11 protein-coding genes are annotated in these 16,933 nt (G+C 64.0%); 5 read left to right on the top strand and 6 right to left on the bottom strand.

What is annotated here, in order from left to right; all coding sequences use genetic code 11:
• Positions 1-124: 124 nt before the first annotated feature.
• Both C0606_05005 and ccrA read right to left on the bottom strand, forming a co-directional pair.
• Positions 125-2,770, bottom strand: a complete 2,646-nt coding sequence (locus C0606_05005; protein PLX37645.1) for a DUF3772 domain-containing protein — start codon at positions 2,768-2,770, stop codon at positions 125-127.
• A 275-nt stretch (positions 2,771-3,045) separates the two neighbouring features.
• Positions 3,046-4,332, bottom strand: a complete 1,287-nt coding sequence (gene ccrA, locus C0606_05010) for a crotonyl-CoA carboxylase/reductase (protein PLX37646.1) — start codon at positions 4,330-4,332, stop codon at positions 3,046-3,048.
• A gap of 468 nt (positions 4,333-4,800) precedes the next feature.
• Here ccrA and C0606_05015 point away from each other — a divergent pair, with 468 nt between their 5' ends.
• The 3 genes from C0606_05015 (at position 4,801) to C0606_05025 (ending at position 9,087) form a co-directional block, all read left to right on the top strand.
• Positions 4,801-5,109, top strand: a complete 309-nt coding sequence (locus tag C0606_05015; GenBank protein PLX37647.1) for a hypothetical protein — start codon at positions 4,801-4,803, stop codon at positions 5,107-5,109.
• A 169-nt stretch (positions 5,110-5,278) separates the two neighbouring features.
• The gene (locus C0606_05020; GenBank protein ID PLX37648.1) at positions 5,279-7,273 is read left to right on the top strand and encodes a protein meaA; all 1,995 of its coding nucleotides are present in this window, start codon (positions 5,279-5,281) and stop codon (positions 7,271-7,273) included.
• A gap of 374 nt (positions 7,274-7,647) precedes the next feature.
• Positions 7,648-9,087, top strand: a complete 1,440-nt coding sequence (locus tag C0606_05025) for an aldehyde dehydrogenase family protein (GenBank protein PLX37649.1) — start codon at positions 7,648-7,650, stop codon at positions 9,085-9,087.
• Positions 9,088-9,239: 152 nt separating this feature from the next.
• On the opposite strand, the gene C0606_05030 is transcribed toward C0606_05025, so the two are convergent.
• From C0606_05030 to C0606_05040, 3 genes are all read right to left on the bottom strand, one after another.
• Positions 9,240-9,512 (bottom strand): hypothetical protein, encoded by a 273-nt coding sequence (locus tag C0606_05030; GenBank protein ID PLX37650.1) that lies wholly within the window; start codon positions 9,510-9,512, stop codon positions 9,240-9,242.
• A gap of 134 nt (positions 9,513-9,646) precedes the next feature.
• The gene (locus C0606_05035) at positions 9,647-10,684 is read right to left on the bottom strand and encodes a hypothetical protein (GenBank protein PLX37651.1); all 1,038 of its coding nucleotides are present in this window, start codon (positions 10,682-10,684) and stop codon (positions 9,647-9,649) included.
• Positions 10,685-10,722: 38 nt separating this feature from the next.
• The gene (locus C0606_05040; GenBank protein ID PLX37652.1) at positions 10,723-13,896 is read right to left on the bottom strand and encodes a hypothetical protein; all 3,174 of its coding nucleotides are present in this window, start codon (positions 13,894-13,896) and stop codon (positions 10,723-10,725) included.
• Positions 13,897-14,034: 138 nt separating this feature from the next.
• Here C0606_05040 and C0606_05045 point away from each other — a divergent pair, with 138 nt between their 5' ends.
• Positions 14,035-14,499 (top strand): GNAT family acetyltransferase, encoded by a 465-nt coding sequence (locus C0606_05045; protein ID PLX37653.1) that lies wholly within the window; start codon positions 14,035-14,037, stop codon positions 14,497-14,499.
• Positions 14,500-14,532: 33 nt separating this feature from the next.
• Here C0606_05045 and C0606_05050 read toward each other — a convergent pair whose 3' ends face one another.
• The gene (locus C0606_05050; protein PLX37654.1) at positions 14,533-15,360 is read right to left on the bottom strand and encodes a murein transglycosylase; all 828 of its coding nucleotides are present in this window, start codon (positions 15,358-15,360) and stop codon (positions 14,533-14,535) included.
• Between the two features lie 174 nt (positions 15,361-15,534).
• Here C0606_05050 and C0606_05055 point away from each other — a divergent pair, with 174 nt between their 5' ends.
• A complete protein-coding gene (locus tag C0606_05055; protein ID PLX37655.1) occupies positions 15,535-16,929 on the top strand; it encodes a cytochrome P450 in 1,395 nt (464 codons plus the stop codon).
• Positions 16,930-16,933: the final 4 nt, after the last annotated feature.

Consider the following 16,933-nt stretch of genomic DNA (forward strand, 5'->3'; position numbering starts at 1 on the left):
AAAAGCTCCGAAACCGGTGGAACAAGTGCCCATGCACGCGCCGGATCCGACCGGCGCTTCGGCACGCAGTCTAAGGCACACGTGCTTAATCAAACGATAGTGCGCGAGGTCATGGACTCGTGCGTTACGTCGTGTCGCCGTCGCCGCCGTCCTCGATCTCCTGCGACCCCGGCGTCTCCGTTGTCGACGGCTTGCGTGCCCTGCCGCGACGGGGTGCCGGCTTGGCCTTGTCGGCCAGCAGGGCCTCGAGCTTGGGCATGTCGCGCAGATTGACGTCGCGCTGCGGGAACGGGATCTCGATGTTGGCGGCGCGGAATTCGCGGGCAATGGCGAAGCGGATATCGCTCGACACGGTCAGCGAGTTGCCGATGTCGCCGAGATAGCAGCGCAGCTGGAAATCGAGCGAGCTGTCGCCGAAGCCGACGAACACGACATAAGGTGCCGGATAGGCGAGTACCATCTCGTGCTCCTTGCCGATCGTGAGAAGGATCTCCTTCACCTGTTCGGGGTCGCTGTCGTAGGACACACCGATCGGCACGATGATGCGGCCGGACGGATCGTTGTGCATCCAGTTCTTCACGACGCCGGAGATCAGGTCGGAGTTCGGCACGATGACCGAGGCGCGGTCGAAGGTCTCGATCTCGGTCGCGCGCACATTGATGCGCCGGACGATGCCTTCTTCGGAGCCGACGATGATCCAGTCACCGGTCTTGATCGGCCGCTCGGCCAGCAGGATCAGGCCGGAGACGAAATTGTTGACCACGGACTGAAGACCAAAACCGATACCGACCGAGAGCGCACCGGCAACGATGGCGATGTTCTGCAGATCGAGCCCGATATAGGAGAAGGCGAACATGCCGGCGAGGATGACGCCGACATAGCCGACACCGGTACGGATCGACGTCTTCAGGCCGACGTCGAGACGGGTGCGCGGCAGCAGCTTGTGTTCCATCCAGCCCTGGATGGTGCGGGTCACCGCGATGCCGATGATGAACAGCACCAGCGCCGTCAGCACCGTCGACAGCGAGAAGGTGATGCCGCCGAACTGGAAACCGAAGAAGACGTTTCGGATATCGCTGAGAACTTCCTTGGAGCGCACGCCCCACTGGGCAAGCACGGCCAGGGCCGCAATCAGGATGAGCAACAGCCGGGTGACGCCGGAGAGGATGACACCGATCTGTTCGATCGTCGTCTCGCCGAAACCCATATTGACGACCAGGCCACGGCCGAACCGGGTGCCCGGGTGAAACGCGATCGTGATCGCCTCATCGACCAGCAGCAACAGCAGGAACAGAATTCCGAGAACGGTGGACGCCCAGACGAGCTGAATGGCGGCGAACCAGCCAAGCGTGACGTAGCCGAACAATGGCGCCAGGATACAGACGAACACCACCGGCCAGGCGAGCATCAGTCCCCAGCGCCAAAGGACGGATTGGCGCATCGCTTCGTCTTTGGAGATGAAATCGGGGTTCTCTGCCCGCCCGTTTGCGATAACCCGCAAACCGATCGCCACGATGATGCCGATCAGCATGGCGAGAATGCCGCGGCTCAGAGTCACCATTGCAGCCGGCGCGAGGAGAACGTCGTTGAGCCCCTCGTTGAGGGCGCCGAGGCCAAAAACGATGCCGAGGATAAGGCTCAGCCGGGTCAGGTTTGACGCTGCGGTATCGGACAGCGCCACCATCCGCCAGGTGGGACGGCCAGGAGCAAGAAGCGCGCGCGCCAGACCATAGGTCACGGAAAGGATCATGATGCCGAGGAAGAGCGACACGGTCAGAACGTGAATGCGTTCCGGATCGAGGTCCAGGACCGAAATCGCGGCGAAGATGATCGACATCGCGGCCAGCGGCAACAGGACATTGACGAGAACGATGACCGCGGCAGCACCGTATTTTCGCAATGGCGGCGGGTTCATCGCATCGCGGGTGCGTTGCGCACGACGGACGATGAAGCGGCGCACCGGAGCGCCGATGAAAATCGCCAGCAACAGGATCGCGCCGAGCACGAACGGTGCGGACGGGCCGAGCCTTTTACGCGCCAGCGACCACCAGTCGGCCGGCAAGAGCTCCAGGCTCGTTTCCATATGAGGCAGGAATTCCAGGCTTTCCCACCACAGCTTGGGATCGAGAAGCGGTCTGGAGCGGCTCAGAAGATTCGCGGTGAATTGCGCCTGTCGACGGGTGCTGATGGTCTGCAACAATTCGCGCGCGCGCAGCAGCTCGACCTGTCCCTGCCTGACCAGCCCGTTGAGGACACCCAGTTCCTTCTGGATCAGAGCGCGCTGCGCAATGAGTTCAGGTGTTTCGGGCGTCGCTCCGTTGTCGCCCTCTTTTTTCTCAGGCGCGAGTTTTTCAAGCCGCGCCTGAAGCGCCTCGATGGCCGGCGACTGCTCCTGTTCGAGCAGTTGCGCTTCGTCGCGGACCTCCTCGACGGCGGTCCGCAATTCGTCGAAGTCCTTGTCGACGAGGCCGCTCCGCTTCAGCGCGGCAGCGATCCGGTCGAGCTCCACGCGCCAGGCGTCGATCTGCGCCTGGGCGGCCTCGGCCGCGGCCTTGGCAGCGGGCGAAATCGGGACGGCTTCCCCTTCACTGGCGGGTGTATCGGCCGCCTTTTCCTCATCCACATCGGATTGCCCGACGGCTTCAGCGACGGATTCGGCAAGATCCGCGCCGGGCAGCGCCATCTCCTCGGCGGCACCGGCGCCCAGCGCCTCGGACAGCGACGTCGTCTGCGCCAGACCCGCGACAGGCATGGCTGCAAAGACAGTCATGAGAACGGCGAGAGCGATCGCCGACCATGAGTTATCGGGGAAGGACCTTAGTCCGCGCACCATTCGCCTCCGGGGACCCTGCAATTGCGTGCGGATACAAAGGTCGGGAAAGCGGCGAAATCATGCCCGCCGCAACCATTGTCTCCGAATCTTGGCAAAGACTAACGGAATGCGGCTCAAAACCAAGCGCGGGAGAGGAAAAAGCAGAGGCAGATAGTTGCCGGCGCGGCTGAACCGATCAGCCGCGCCGTGCGATATGGCGTTGCGAGGACGCCCTATTCCTCGTCGTCGGCGATCGCGTCCTCGAGCGAGCGAAGCCCGGTGCGCGGCGCGCTCACCAGCACCGCCATGTTGCCCGGGGCGTGCTGGTTCTTCCACATCTTGGTGTGCGCCTTGGGGATCTGATCCCACGGGAACACTTCGGACATATAGGGGTCGATGCGCCGTTCGATCATCAGCTTGTTGGCTGCCGCAGCCTGCTTCAAGTGGGCGAAATGCGAGCCCTGCAGACGCTTCTGATGCATCCACATGTAGCGAACGTCAAAGGTGCAGTTGAAGCCCGAGGTGCCGGCGCAGATCACGACCATGCCGCCCTTCTTGCAGATGAAGGTCGAGACCGGGAAGGTCGCCTCGCCAGGATGCTCGAAGACGATGTCGACGTTGTTGCCCTTGCCAGTGATGTCCCAGATCGCCTTGCCGAACTTGCGGACTTCCTTGAACCACTCGCCATATTCGGGCGAATTGACCGTCGGCAGCTGACCCCAACAGTTGAAGTCCTTGCGGTTGATCACGCCCTTGGCGCCAAGGCCCATGACGAAGTCGCGCTTGTCCTCATCCGAGATCACGCCGATGGCGTTGCCGCCGGCGGTGTTGATGAGCTGGATCGCGTAGGACCCGAGACCGCCCGACGCGCCCCACACCAGAACGTTCTGGCCCGGCTTCAGCTCGTGCGGATGGTGACCGAACAGCATGCGGTAGGCGGTTGCCAGCGTCAGCGTGTAGCAGGCGCTTTCTTCCCACGTCAGATGCTGCGGGCGCGCCATGAGCTGCTGCGCCTGGACGCGGGTGAACTGCGAGAACGAGCCGTCCGGCGTCTCATAGCCCCAGATGCGCTGGGTGGTCGAGAACATCGGATCGCCGCCGTTGCATTCCTCGTCGTCGCCGTCGTCCTGGTTACAGTGGATGACGACCTCGTCGCCGACCTTCCAGCGCCGGACCTTGTCGCCAACCGCCCAGACGATGCCGGAGGCATCCGAACCGGCGATGTGGTAGGGCGCCTTGTGGCCGTCGAAGGGGGAAACCGGAACGCCGAGACCGGCCCAGATGCCGTTGTAGTTGACGCCGGCGGCCATCACGAGAACCAGCACCTCGTGGCTGTCGAGTTCCCAGGTCGGAACGACTTCGAGCTGCATGGCCTCTTCGGGCGGGCCGTGACGCTCGCGACGAATGACCCAGGCGTACATGTTCTTCGGCACATGGCCGAGCGGCGGGATCTCTCCGATCTCGTAGAGATCCTTCTTCTCAGGCGTGGCGGCCGTATCGCCGGCTGCAGTTGAGGTCATTGTTCTACCCTGTCTTGATCTCAGCGGGCACTGACGACCGGTTGTCCCGGACTGTCCGCCGCACTTCCTTCGTTCTCCGGAGGCCCCTCGTGCAGGCTGCGCACCCTGTTCCAGCCCGACGATGCCGCTCCCCGGCTCCCTTGTATTTTTTCCACGTCGTCATATCGCTTCCATCACCCGCCGGAACGCACCGGATTCGGGAAATGGTGCACCGCACCCTCGCATCGTTTGCAGTGCCGAGCAACACTATCGACGCTCCGGTGCAACCGGCCATTCGACATTGGGCCTATACCAGGGCGGCGGGCGGCGATCGTTTGCCCACAACCGCCGACCCGCCCTGTCGCAACGGGTGGCCACTATCATGAACGTTTTTCCTCAAATCACCTGCATTCTCTTAATATGTTCTCGAATTATTTCCTATATCTTTCTCCGGTACGCGGTTATCCGAGCAAAAGCTGACGAACACCCATGCTGGAACACCTGAACGGAAATGAATTATTTCTACTTTCGTCGTTCTTCTTCTTTGGAGCGGGCATTTTCGGCTGGCTGTCCGACGGCGTCGTTCACGATCTTGGCTTTGGTATTCTTGGAAACACGGCGCTTTCCATGATCGGCGCGGTTGGTGCGGTCATACTTCTCGACCGGTTCGGACCGATGCTGGCGGCGCTGCTGACAATACGGGTCGAACCGGCCGTTCTGCTGGTTGGAACATCGGCCGGCGGCGCGACTTTGGTGCTTCTCCTCGCTCTGGCCGCCAAGAACCTGGTGTTCCGCTGAGCCTGACACCCCGCGACGCGGCTCGTTTTGTCGCACCCTGCCGCGTATATTTGTCTTTCATGTCTAACCATTTGCCTAATGACGTGCTGCGCTGCACGATCTATCCCTGAATGGGAGAAAACGGGCCGCGTATGGTTCGGCACGACAAGCAAATTCAAGGGTGGATGGCATGAGCACGACGACGGGAACGGGCGGTAACACGCGCGACAAGGCTTGGATCTTCCGGACCTATGCCGGCCATTCGACGGCAGAGGCGTCCAACGCGCTCTACCGCGGCAACCTCGCCAAGGGCCAGACCGGCCTGTCGGTCGCCTTCGACCTGCCGACGCAGACCGGCTACGACCCGGACCATGCGCTGGCGCGCGGCGAAGTCGGCAAGGTCGGCGTACCGGTCAGCCATCTCGGCGACATGCGGGCCCTGTTCGACCAGATCCCGCTCGACAAGATGAACACGTCGATGACGATCAACGCGACGGCGCCATGGCTGCTCGCGCTCTATGTCGCTGCCGCCGACGCGCAGGGTGCGGACCGGGCGCTGTTGTCGGGCACCACGCAGAACGACATCATCAAGGAATATCTGTCGCGCGGCACCTATGTGTTCCCGCCGGCGCCGTCGATGCGGCTGACCACGGACGTCATCGCCTGGACCTATCGCGAGACGCCGAAATGGAACCCGATGAATGTCTGCTCCTACCATCTGCAGGAAGCGGGCGCGACGCCGGTGCAGGAACTTGCCTTTGCGCTGTCGACGGCAATCGCCGTGCTCGACACGGTGAAGTCGTCGGGCGCCATCCCGCCGGAAGATTTCCCGAAAGCCGCCGGCCGCATCTCGTTCTTCGTCAATGCGGGCATGCGCTTCCTCACCGAAATCAGCAAGATGCGCGCCTTCGTCGATCTGTGGGACGAGATCTGCCGCGAGCGCTACGGCATCGAGGAAGAGAAGTACCGCCGCTTCCGCTATGGCGTGCAAGTGAACTCGCTCGGCCTGACCGAGCAGCAGCCGGAAAACAACGTCTACCGTATTCTGATCGAGATGCTCGCCGTGGTGCTGTCGAAGAAGGCGCGCGCCCGCGCCGTACAGCTTCCGGCCTGGAACGAGGCGCTCGGCCTGCCGCGTCCGTTCGACCAGCAATGGTCTTTGCGCATGCAGCAGATCATGGCCTATGAGACCGACCTCCTGGAATATGCCGACATCTTCGACGGCAGCCACGCGATCGAGGCCAAGGTCGAGGCGCTGAAGGACGAAGCGCGCGCCGAACTCGCCCGCATCGAGGCGATGGGCGGGGCGGTCGCCGCGGTCGAGACGAGCTACATGAAGCGGGCGCTGGTCGAATCCAATTCGGCCCGCCTCGCCGCCATCGAAGCAGGCGAGCAGGTCGTCGTCGGCGTCAACAAGTGGACCGAGACCGAGCCCTCGCCGCTGACCACCGGCGACGGCGCGATCCTGACCGTTTCGGAAGACGTCGAGCGCGACGCCATCGAGCGGCTGAAGGCCTGGCGCGACGCCCGTGACAGCGCTGCCGTCGACGCCGCGCTGACCGAACTGCGCGCTGCCGCACAGGAAGGCCGCAACATCATGGAACCGTCGATCGCCTGCGCCAAGGCCGGCGTCACCACCGGCGAGTGGGGCGAGACGCTGCGCGGCGTGTTCGGCGAATACCGGGCGCCGACCGGCGTCGGCAAGGCGGCCCGCGACGACGCCGACGACCTCGCCGAGGTGCGCGCCTCCGTCGACGCGGTCTCGGAGAAGCTCGGCCGGCGGCTGAAGTTCCTGGTCGGCAAGCCGGGCCTTGACGGCCATTCGAACGGCGCCGAACAGATCGCCGTGCGCGCCCGCGACTGCGGCATGGAAGTGGTCTACGAGGGCATCCGCCTGACGCCCGCCGAAATCGTCAACGCCGCGCTCGAGGAAGGCGTTCATGTGGTCGGCCTGTCGATCCTGTCTGGCTCGCATCTGGCGCTGGTGCGCGACGTCATGGAGCGGATGCGCGCCAACGGCCTCGACGACGTGCCGGTCGTCATCGGCGGCATCATCCCGGCCGACGACGCGGCAACGCTGAAGGCGATGGGGGTCGCGGCGGTCTACACGCCGAAGGACTTCCAGCTCACCGACATCATGGCCGACGTGGTGCGCATCGTCGAGCGCCAGGAACAGGCCGCCTGACGGGGGCATTCCCGTCCCCTTTGGCGTCATCCTCCGGCTCGACCGGAGGATCGGATGCAACGCGGCACGACCTCTCGCCCCCTTGTGCGAGCGCTAGGCCGGCCGTTAGCGCGTCAATGGCGCACGCGCATCGCGCGGACAGCGATCCTCCGGTCGAGCCGGAGGATGACGCAAGATGCGGGCGCGGCGCCATCCGGCAAGGCGTTCCGTCCGTTTCATGCCGTCACCAAAGCCAACTCGATTGCAAACCCATCTTGCGCCGCCGGTTCGTTCGTGCTTCCTGATGCTCCGAAAGTCGGACGCGACGGCTGGCCGCATTCGCGGATTCGCCGCCTCGCCCGACGCTTTGGAACCAAGAAAACGGGTGGAAAGCCATGTTGGAAAAGCGCGAATTCTACATCAACGGCGAGTGGGTCGCCCCGGCCGCGGCCAATGATTTCACGGTCATCGACCCGTCGAACGAAGAACCCTGCGCGGTGATCTCGCTCGGTGCCGAAGCCGACACCAACGCCGCCGTCGCCGCCGCCAAGGCCGCGTTCGAGCCGTGGTGGAACACGCCGCGCGAAGAGCGTCTGGCCGCCGTCGAGCGCATTTTCGAGATCTACAACGCCCGTGCCGACGACATGGCCAAGGCGATCAGCCTCGAAATGGGCGCGCCGATCGACATGGCCAGAAACGAACAGGTCGGCGCCGGCTCCTACCACATCAAGAATTTCATCCGCGCGTTCAAGAATTTCGAATTCGAGCGCATGCTCAGCGAGCGCGCGCCAAATGACCGCATCATCTATGAGCCGGTCGGCGTGTGTGCGCTGATCACGCCGTGGAACTGGCCGATGAACCAGGTCACGCTGAAGGTGATCCCGGCGCTCCTGACCGGCTGCTCGATGGTGCTGAAGCCGTCGGAAATCGCGCCGCTGTCGTCGATGCTGTTCGCCGAGATCGTGCATGAGGCGGGCGTCCCGGCCGGCGTGTTCAACCTCGTCAATGGCGATGGCCTTGGCGTCGGCACGCAGCTTTCCGGCCACAAGGACATCGACATGGTGTCGTTCACCGGCTCGACCCGGGCCGGCATCGCGATCTCCAAGAACGCGGCCGAAACGCTGAAGCGGGTGCATCTGGAACTCGGCGGCAAGGGCGCCAACATCATCTTCGCAGATGCCGACGAAAAGGCGGTGAAGCGCGGCGTGCTGCATTGCTTCAACAACACCGGCCAGTCGTGCAACGCGCCGACCCGCATGCTGGTGCAGCGCGAGATCTACGATCAGGCCGTCGAGACGGCCGCCTCGGTCGCGGCCGCCTGCAAGGTCGGTCTCGCCAGCGAGGAAGGCCGTCACATCGGCCCGGTGGTCAGCGAAGCCCAGTTCAACAAGATCCAGGACCTGATCCAGAAGGGCATAGACGAAGGCGCCCGTCTGGTCGCCGGCGGTCTTGGCCGTCCGGAAGGCTTCAATCGCGGCTACTTCACCCGCCCGACCGTGTTCGCCGACGTCAACAACGACATGACGATCGCGCGCGAGGAAATCTTCGGCCCGGTGCTGTCGATCATCCCGTTCGAGACCGAAGAGGAAGCGATCGCGATCTCCAACGATACGCCGTATGGCCTGACCAACTATCTGCAGAGCACCGATCCGGCGCGCTGCAATCGGGTCGCGCGCAAGCTGCGCTCCGGCATGGTCGAGATGAACGGCAAGTCGCGTTCGGCCGGCGCGCCGTTCGGCGGCATGAAGGCATCTGGCAACGGCCGTGAAGGCGGCGTGTGGGGCATCGAGGACTTCCTCGAGGTCAAGGCCGTCGGCGGCTGGGCCGACGAATAAGCCAGATCACGCTTTTGAACAGAACAAACCCCGCCGGGTCATCCCGGCGGGGTTTTTGTTTGCGCGCCGGCAGATTTACTGCGGAGCGCCACGCTCAGGAAATGCGGCGGCGTTTGGAGCGCACGCGTCCAGCTTGGTGCCCCTAGCTTGTGTTATTGTCTGATCGAACTGACACACTGAATCTGGATATTCTGAGTGACCTGGCTCGCGTTCTCAATGACTTCCACGGTCCCTGCCCGCGCCACGTTCCCGCGGTAGCCGCCACCATTCTCATTGTCCAACCAGATGAAGTCGACGCCGACTTGAGGCAAGATGAAGCTTCCCGACGCTGTCTGGAAATTGGCCGTTGCCAGCACTGGTCCCGACGGATTGCCTCCTTCGAAGAAGGCAATGTTCACCACTGTGGCGAGCTGTTTCGTGCTCATAGAATTCCCTCCCCAATAGTTCTTGGCGCCACAACTATTGGAGATATTTACGCGCGATACAACCTTTTGAGCGAACACCTGACCCCGGCTAGGAAAATCGAGGCGGCAAAACCCTCTTTGGTCTCGCCGGCCGGTCAATTCTCAAGCTTGTGGGCGTCGAGGAACAGAACCTTGAGATTGCGCCAGGGACGGAAGCTGTCGGCCTGCATTTCGAGCCGCGTCGGCGAGCGGCGCTGCAGCCCGTCGAGGCAGAAGAACGCGAAGTCGCTCGGCTTGTCGGCTTCGACCACGAGGTGGAACTTGCGGATCGGGCCCGACCAGTTGTCGCCTGTCTTCAGGATATATTCGAGTTCCTGGCCGAAATAGGTGTACTCGCCGGGCTTGCCCTCGGCACCGATCCGCTTGTCGATGTCGGCCATCATGGCATCATCGATGCAATAGGTCTTGCGGGCGGCCGCAACGGTTTCGGGCTCGTTGACCAACAGGCCGACCGGCGGCGACAACGTGGTGCCGACGACCGGGCGGTAGCTGTGCTCGATGATGACTTCCTGGCCGGCCGGGAAAGTCTGCAGCCAGTAGAAGGTCGTGAACAGCTTCCAGCCCGGCTGGGTGCCGCCAAAGGCCTTCGACAGCAGGCCGAGCGAGGTGAGTTCGGCCCGTTTCGCCTCGTCGAGGGCACCGATTGCGGCGCGGGTCCTGGCCAGATATGGCGTGATCGGAACGCCGAGATCGACCAGCATCTCCGTGCGGTCGATGCCGAGCGCCCGCGCGCGCTGCTCGACCTGCATCTTGACCGGCTCGCCATCGACCAGCGTCTTCATGCCGACGAAATCGACCGGATCGTCCTTCACCGGCAGGATGACGGTGTTGAAATCGTCGACCGCGCCGATGCCGGGCAGCGGAAAGGCGACGAGGGTTTTCACGTCGTCCCTGGAGACATTGCGGAAGACATAGCGCACGGTCACGAGCCCCGGTGTCAGGGTCAGGCTCTCCGCCTCCATCACCACATCCGGCTGGCTGATGAACCGTAACCCGCCGGCGCCGAGCGTCGCCGAGGAGTCATTCGCACCGGCCGGCATCGCGCAGCCAAGCAGGATCGCCGAGCACAGCACCGCCAGGCGGGCACGCAAGGACATCGATGTCGGGATCAGACGCATATCGGCATACTCCATACTTCTGGCCGGTTCGCGAGGGCTGACGTATTGGCGGATTAGTTGGACAGCAATCCGTCGAGCAGGCTGTTACCCGACGGCTGCTGATTTTTCTTCTTGTTGTTTTTCTTGTTGTTGCCCTTGCCGTTCTTGCCGCCGGCTTTCTGCTTCTGGTTGCCGCCGAGGCCGAGGCTGTCGGTAAGCTGTCCAAGGCCGCCGCCCTTCTTGCCACCGCCGAGCAGGTCACCGACAGCGCCGGCGCCACCCTTGCCGTCGAGCAGTTTCTCGACAGTGTCGCCGGCATCGCCATCAAGCAATCCGCCGCCGAGGCTCTTCAGCTTGGAAAAAGCCGCCTGCGGATTGCTCAAGATGCCCTCGATATCGGGATAGATTTTCGGATTGGCCCACGGTCCCTCGATGATGATCGGCACGCCGAGCCCGACCATCTTGCCGTCGTTCTTGTTCTTTTTCTTCTTGCCCGCCTTCTGGCCTTCGAGACTCGGCACGACCTTCGGGTCGACCTTCCATTTCAGGCGCTGTTTGGGCATGTCGATGGTACCGTCGCCGCCAACTCGAACGAGCGGGCCGACCATGCGGAACTTCTTGCCGCTGGCGATGCCGTCCTTGATGTCGAAGGCCACGACAAAGCTGCTGAAGTCGGTCTTCGCCGATTTGTTCTCCTGCCAGCCGAGCAACACGTCGGCGGAGAGACCGCGCATCATCTGAGCGATGTTGATGCCGCGCACCGCGCCATCGCGGAAATCCATGCGCGCATTGCCATCGAGCGCATTGACGAAATCGTACTGGCTGGCGCCGGCTGTCGTCAGGGAGACGGAGAGATTGCCGCTGCCTTCCAGCCATTCGAAATCGGCGGCGTCGCGCAGGAACGGATAGGCCGAGAGCTTGTCGAGGTCGAACTTCGCGTTGACCGCCGCGGCCTTACCCGATCCGTCGAGGGTCAGCTTGCCGGTGCCGGTGCCCTTGTAGAGGCTCAGCTTTTCGAGGTTGGCGGTGAGCGTGCCGGCGGCCAGTTTCACCGACAGCTTCGAGGGGCCGATCTTGATCTCATCCCAGCGGATGCCCTTGGTCGACAGGGTCAGATCGGCGTCGGCGGCACGCAGGCCGGAGAAGTCGATCTTCTCGCGGCTCCAGCCTCGTTTCGCGGCCCCGCCGCCACCCGAGCCCTTGCCGGATTTGCCGAGATAGGGATCGAGGGTGAGAACGTCGAGGGCGAGTTTCGCGGTCAGCGACGGCCGCTTGTCGCCGAACACCAGCTTGCCCGAGCCCTTGCCCGAGGTGTCGTCGAGCGACAGCGTCGCATTGGAAAAAGCAACCGCGCGCTTCGTCAGCTTCAGATTGCCCGAGAAGCTGAATTTCTCGAGCCCCTTGCCCGGCGGCAGCGGATTGCCGAGCCAGGCGGCCAGCTTGCGCACCGACGGCGTCGACAGCTTGACAGCACCGTTGACCCGTCCGCCGGCAGACGCCTTGCCCTCAAAGCCGACCGACAGCCGGTTCGATGACACGCTCGCCGAAACCGGGCTCGGATTGCCGGCGGCAAGGGCTGCGGGCGAAGCATCGGCAGCGATGCGGAACCGCTCGCCCCGCCAGTTCAGGGCACCGGTCACGTCGACCGGTTTACCGAGGCCGGCAATGGTCGCGTCCATGGTGATGCCGTCGATCCTGTTCGCCTTCTTGTCGCCGCCGAAGGCATCGGCGAGGTCGAGGCCGCCGACGCTGCCGTCCCTGAGGCTTGCCTTGCCGGCGAGCACCAGCGCGTCGCTGACGGCAACCGAGGTGGCGCCCTCGGTCTTGAAGGTCAGATCCGAGCCGATCTCGCCGGTGATCGGCCGTTGTTCACCGGCGAGCGCGGCAATGGCCTTCAGCGACAGGCCGCTCGAGCGCAGCCGCCCGGCAAAGGCAGGAACCTTGCCGCTGCCATCCGCCGTCAGTGCCATCGCCACCCGGCCACCAAGCACCGCGGCTTCGTTGACGAGCAGGTCGAGGCGACCGTTCTTCAGCTTGATATCGGTGGCGACCTTGCCGAGATTGACGTCGCTGCCCGTCATCGCGCCGATCTCGATCGCCAGATCCGCGTCGGCGGCCTTCAGCGGCGAAAGGTCGATGGCGACGTCGGGCGGTCCCTCGGCCGCCGTCTTTTCCTTCTCCTTGCGCGCGGCCTCGCGCTTGCCGCGATAGCGCTCGAAGTCGATCCGGTCGAGCGCGAGCTTGCCGGAGAGCGCCGGGCGCGGTCCATCGAGCGCGACGGCAAGGCGGCCGGTCAGCGTGCTGTCGTCGAAGCCGAGTTTCAGGTCGTCGACCGCCGCACCCTGCGGCCGATAGGAAAGCCTGGCGGCAAGCGAGACATCCTCGAAGCCCTTCAGGCCGGCGACCTTCTGGCCCATCTGCTTCAGCAGCTTTCTGATGGCGGGTGCCGATGCCTCGATGGTTCCGGCAAAGGCGAGCGCCGGCTGCTGGCGCAACGTGCCTTCAAGGGTCGCCTCATTGCCGGCCGCGGACAGCGACAGCGAGAGATCGCTTTCGCCGCCATCGGCCAGCGCCAGCGGCGCGGCGACGTTCGATTCGAACGCCACGGTCAGATCGTTCCAGACGACCTTGCCCTCGACGTCGAGCGCGGAATTGAGCGAGGGCATGCTCACCGTGATGTTGATGTTCTTGACCGAGACCAGCTGACCGCTGCGCTGGTCGTCCCACACGGCAAGGCCGTCGCGGATGCGCAGCTTGCCGAAGCGTAGGCGGCGGAGCGTGCTGTTGGCGGCAAGGCTTTGAACGGCGGAGCCACCCGCCGCGTCGTCGGCGGTGTCCTGCGGAGCAGCGGATTGCAGCGTGGCGCGAGGCGCCCAGGAGGTGCGGCCGGTCTTGTCGACCTCGAGGAAAATGTTGGGTTCGATCAGGGTGACGCCGGTGACGCGCACCTTGCCCGATAGAAGCGGCAACAGCCCGAGACCGAAGCGGACCTCGCGCGCGCTCGCGAACTCGATGCCGTCGGCGCCGGCGGCTCCCGAAAGGCCGATATCCTGCGCCGACATCTTGAGGAAAGGCAGCGCGGAAATGCTGATCGGCCCGTCGATGCGCAGGCGCCAGCCGGCGGTTTCCTCGATCTGGGAAATGATCTGCTTCTTGACCGTCTGCTCGGACACGAAGAACGGCACGGCCAGAACGGCTGCCAGCAGCAGGACTATGATCGCGCCAAGGGCAACGAACAGCCGTTTCATGGGCGTCGTCTCCTGTATTCCGAATCAGTGCAAAGTGTAGAGGAAAGCCGGCCGCGATTCTCGCGGGAGCCTGCGACAAAGCCGGCTTTCGTCGCGTTTCGCTCGTCAACAATCCGTCAGCAGACCGGAAAGCCCGCCATGACGACCTCAAGACCGGCCGATCCGGCCGCAAGCGCCACTCTGACCATCGCTCCGGCCACGACCGATCAGCGCGACGCCATCGTCGCGCTGTGGCTGAGTTGCGGACTGATGATGCCGTACAATGACGGCGGCGCCGACTTCGATTTCGCGGCGGCCAAACCGGGCTCCGATGTGCTGGCGGGCACGCTTGACGACACGGTCGTTGCCTCGGTCATGGTCGGTCATGACGGCCACCGCGGCTGGCTCTATTACGTCGCCGTCGACGATGCCTGGCGCGGACGCGGGTTCGGGCGGCAGATGATCGAGGCCGGTGAGGCCTGGCTGGAGGAGCGCTGCGTGGTCAAGGCGATGCTTCTGGTGCGCCCGACCAACACCGCCGTCATTTCCTGTTACGAGCATCTCGGCTACGAAACGGCACCGCGCACGGTGCTGCAGAAATGGCTGCGGCCGCCCGAAGAATAGACGGCTGCCCCCTCTCCCAACCTGCAAACCATGCTACTCGTCGATCTTGGCGCCGATGATGGCAATCGCCTTCTGATAGACGCCAGCGGCGTTCCAGGCCTGGATGGCGCGGAAGTTGGTCTGGCCGGGCTGATAGCCGCCGCCGGCCCTCCAGCCATGAGCCTTGAGGAAGTTCGCCGTCGAGGCGAGCGCGTCTGCGCGGGAACCGATCAGGTCGCGGCGGCCGTTGCCGTCGCCGTCAACGCCGTAGCGCAGGTAATTCGCCGGCAGGAACTGGGTCTGGCCGAGTTCGCCGTGGCCGGCGCCGCGCATCTGGCTGCGGCTCAACTCGCCGCGCTGGATGATCTCGAGCGCCGCGTAGAGCTCGCGGGTGAAGAAGGCGGAGCGGCGGCAATCATAGGAAAGCGTCGCCAGCGCGGAGATGGCATCCTGGTTGCCCGAAAAGGCGCCGAAGCCTGTTTCCATGCCCCAGATCGCGATCAATACTCCGGGCGGGACGCCGTAGCGCCGCTCGATACCGGCAAAAAGGCGGGCGTTCTGTGCCTTCAGTCGCTTGCCTTTGGCGATGATGCCGCTCGCGCCGCGCTTCTGCATGAACTGGTTCAGCGACAGCTTGAAGCTGCGCTGGCTGCGGTCGAGACGGATGGTCTTCGTCGCATAGGTGACGTTGTCGAGCGTCTGGCGAAGCGTCCGCTCCTTGATGCCGTTGCGGGCGGCTTCCTTGCGGAACTCCTTGACCCAGGCCGGGAAGCCGGCGCTGGTATTGCCGCATTTGGCGGCCAGCGCGGCGCCGGAGAACGAGACCACGGCAAGGCCACAGGCCACCGCCACAAGTGTATTGAAAACCCGCAGAAAATGCATTCTGGATCACCCTGCCTGCTCTGCCATCGCGCCCCTCGTGTGAGTGTAGCGGGATTCCTTCCTAGCGTCATCGCGTCTTCGCGCGTTCACGATTGCTTGACTCAGTAGCGGGTGCTGTTTCAGGTAAGCGAAGCTGACCGACGCAACGCGCGCGGTCTTTCGCAGAAAGTCACCATGAACGAATTCGTACCTCCCTATCCGCCGCGGGCTGAGAAATGGGTCCCCCTGCGGCGGCTGATCAAGGTCGCCCGGAAGAACTTCCTCGCCGTCTTTCCAAGAACCGCATACGACAAGGACTTTCTGAGCGGCCAGGTGCTGCGGCGCCCGATGGTGCTGGTCAATTCGCCCGCCCTGATCAAGGAAGCCTTCGGCCAGAAGCATTCGGTCTATCAGCGCAAGAGCCCGCAGATGCGCCATGCGTTGCATCCGTTGCTCGGCGACGGGTTGTTCATCAGCGACGGCGATGTCTGGAGCCAGCGGCGCAAGATCGTCGCGCCGATCATCCATACCAACCGCCTGTCGGAGTTCGCGCCGACAATGATCGAGGCCGCGATGGAACGGCGCGAGGCATGGCTGGCGGCGGGAGACGGCACGGAAATCGACGTGATGTCGGAAATGGCCAAGCTGACGGCGGAGATCATCTGTCGCTCGGTGTTCGGCAAGCAGCTCGACGCGGAACATGGCGACGAGATCGTCGACGGCTTCTTTCACTACCAGAAGCATGTCGACCAAACCGATATCATGTCGCTTCTGAAGATTCCCGACTGGCTGCCGCGGCCGCGCGGTCTGCGGGTCCGCCGCGCGAAGAACCGGGTGCTGGCGGTGCTCGAGGATGTGATCTCGCGCACCAAGGAGCACGAGGCGGGCAACGAGAATTCCGTCGTCTCGACGCTGATCGCGGCACGCGACGAAGACGGCAAGCCGCTCAGCCGGGCGGCGATCCGCAACGAGGCCGCCGTGATCTTCATGGCCGGCTACGAGACCACGGCCAACACGCTGTCCTGGGCCTGGTACATTCTCTCGCAGGCCGACTGGGCGCGCGAGCGGCTGCACGCCGAGCTCGACGAGGTGCTCGCGGGGCGCGTGCCGACGCTCGAAGACGTCAAGAACCTGCCCTACACCCGCGCGATCATCGAGGAAGTGCTGCGGCTTTATCCGCCGGTGCCCATGCTGGCGCGCGAAGCCTCGAGCGACGAGACGATCGGCAGCCACAAGGTCGAGAAAGGCACCATCGTGCTTGTTTGCCCCTGGCTGTTGCAGCGAAATCCGAAGCTCTGGAAAAAACCGGACAATTTCGTGCCGGAACGCTTTCTGCCAGATTCCGGCCCGGCGCCGTCGAAATACGCCTATGTTCCGTTCTCGACCGGTCCCCGCGTCTGTGCCGGCCTTACCTTCGGACTGACCGAGGCCATCATCTGCCTTGCGGTGCTGGCGCAGAAGGTCGACCTCAAGCTTTCGCCGAGCGCCGAGGTGGAAGCCGTCTGCCGGTTGACCCTGCGCCCGGGTGAATCCCTGCCGATGACGGTCCACCGCCGTGCCGAACCGGCGGCGGCGCCGACGCCTTCCTAGGAAT

This window comes from Hyphomicrobiales bacterium (assembly GCA_002869065.1).
GTDB lineage: Bacteria > Pseudomonadota > Alphaproteobacteria > Rhizobiales > Rhodobiaceae > Rhodobium.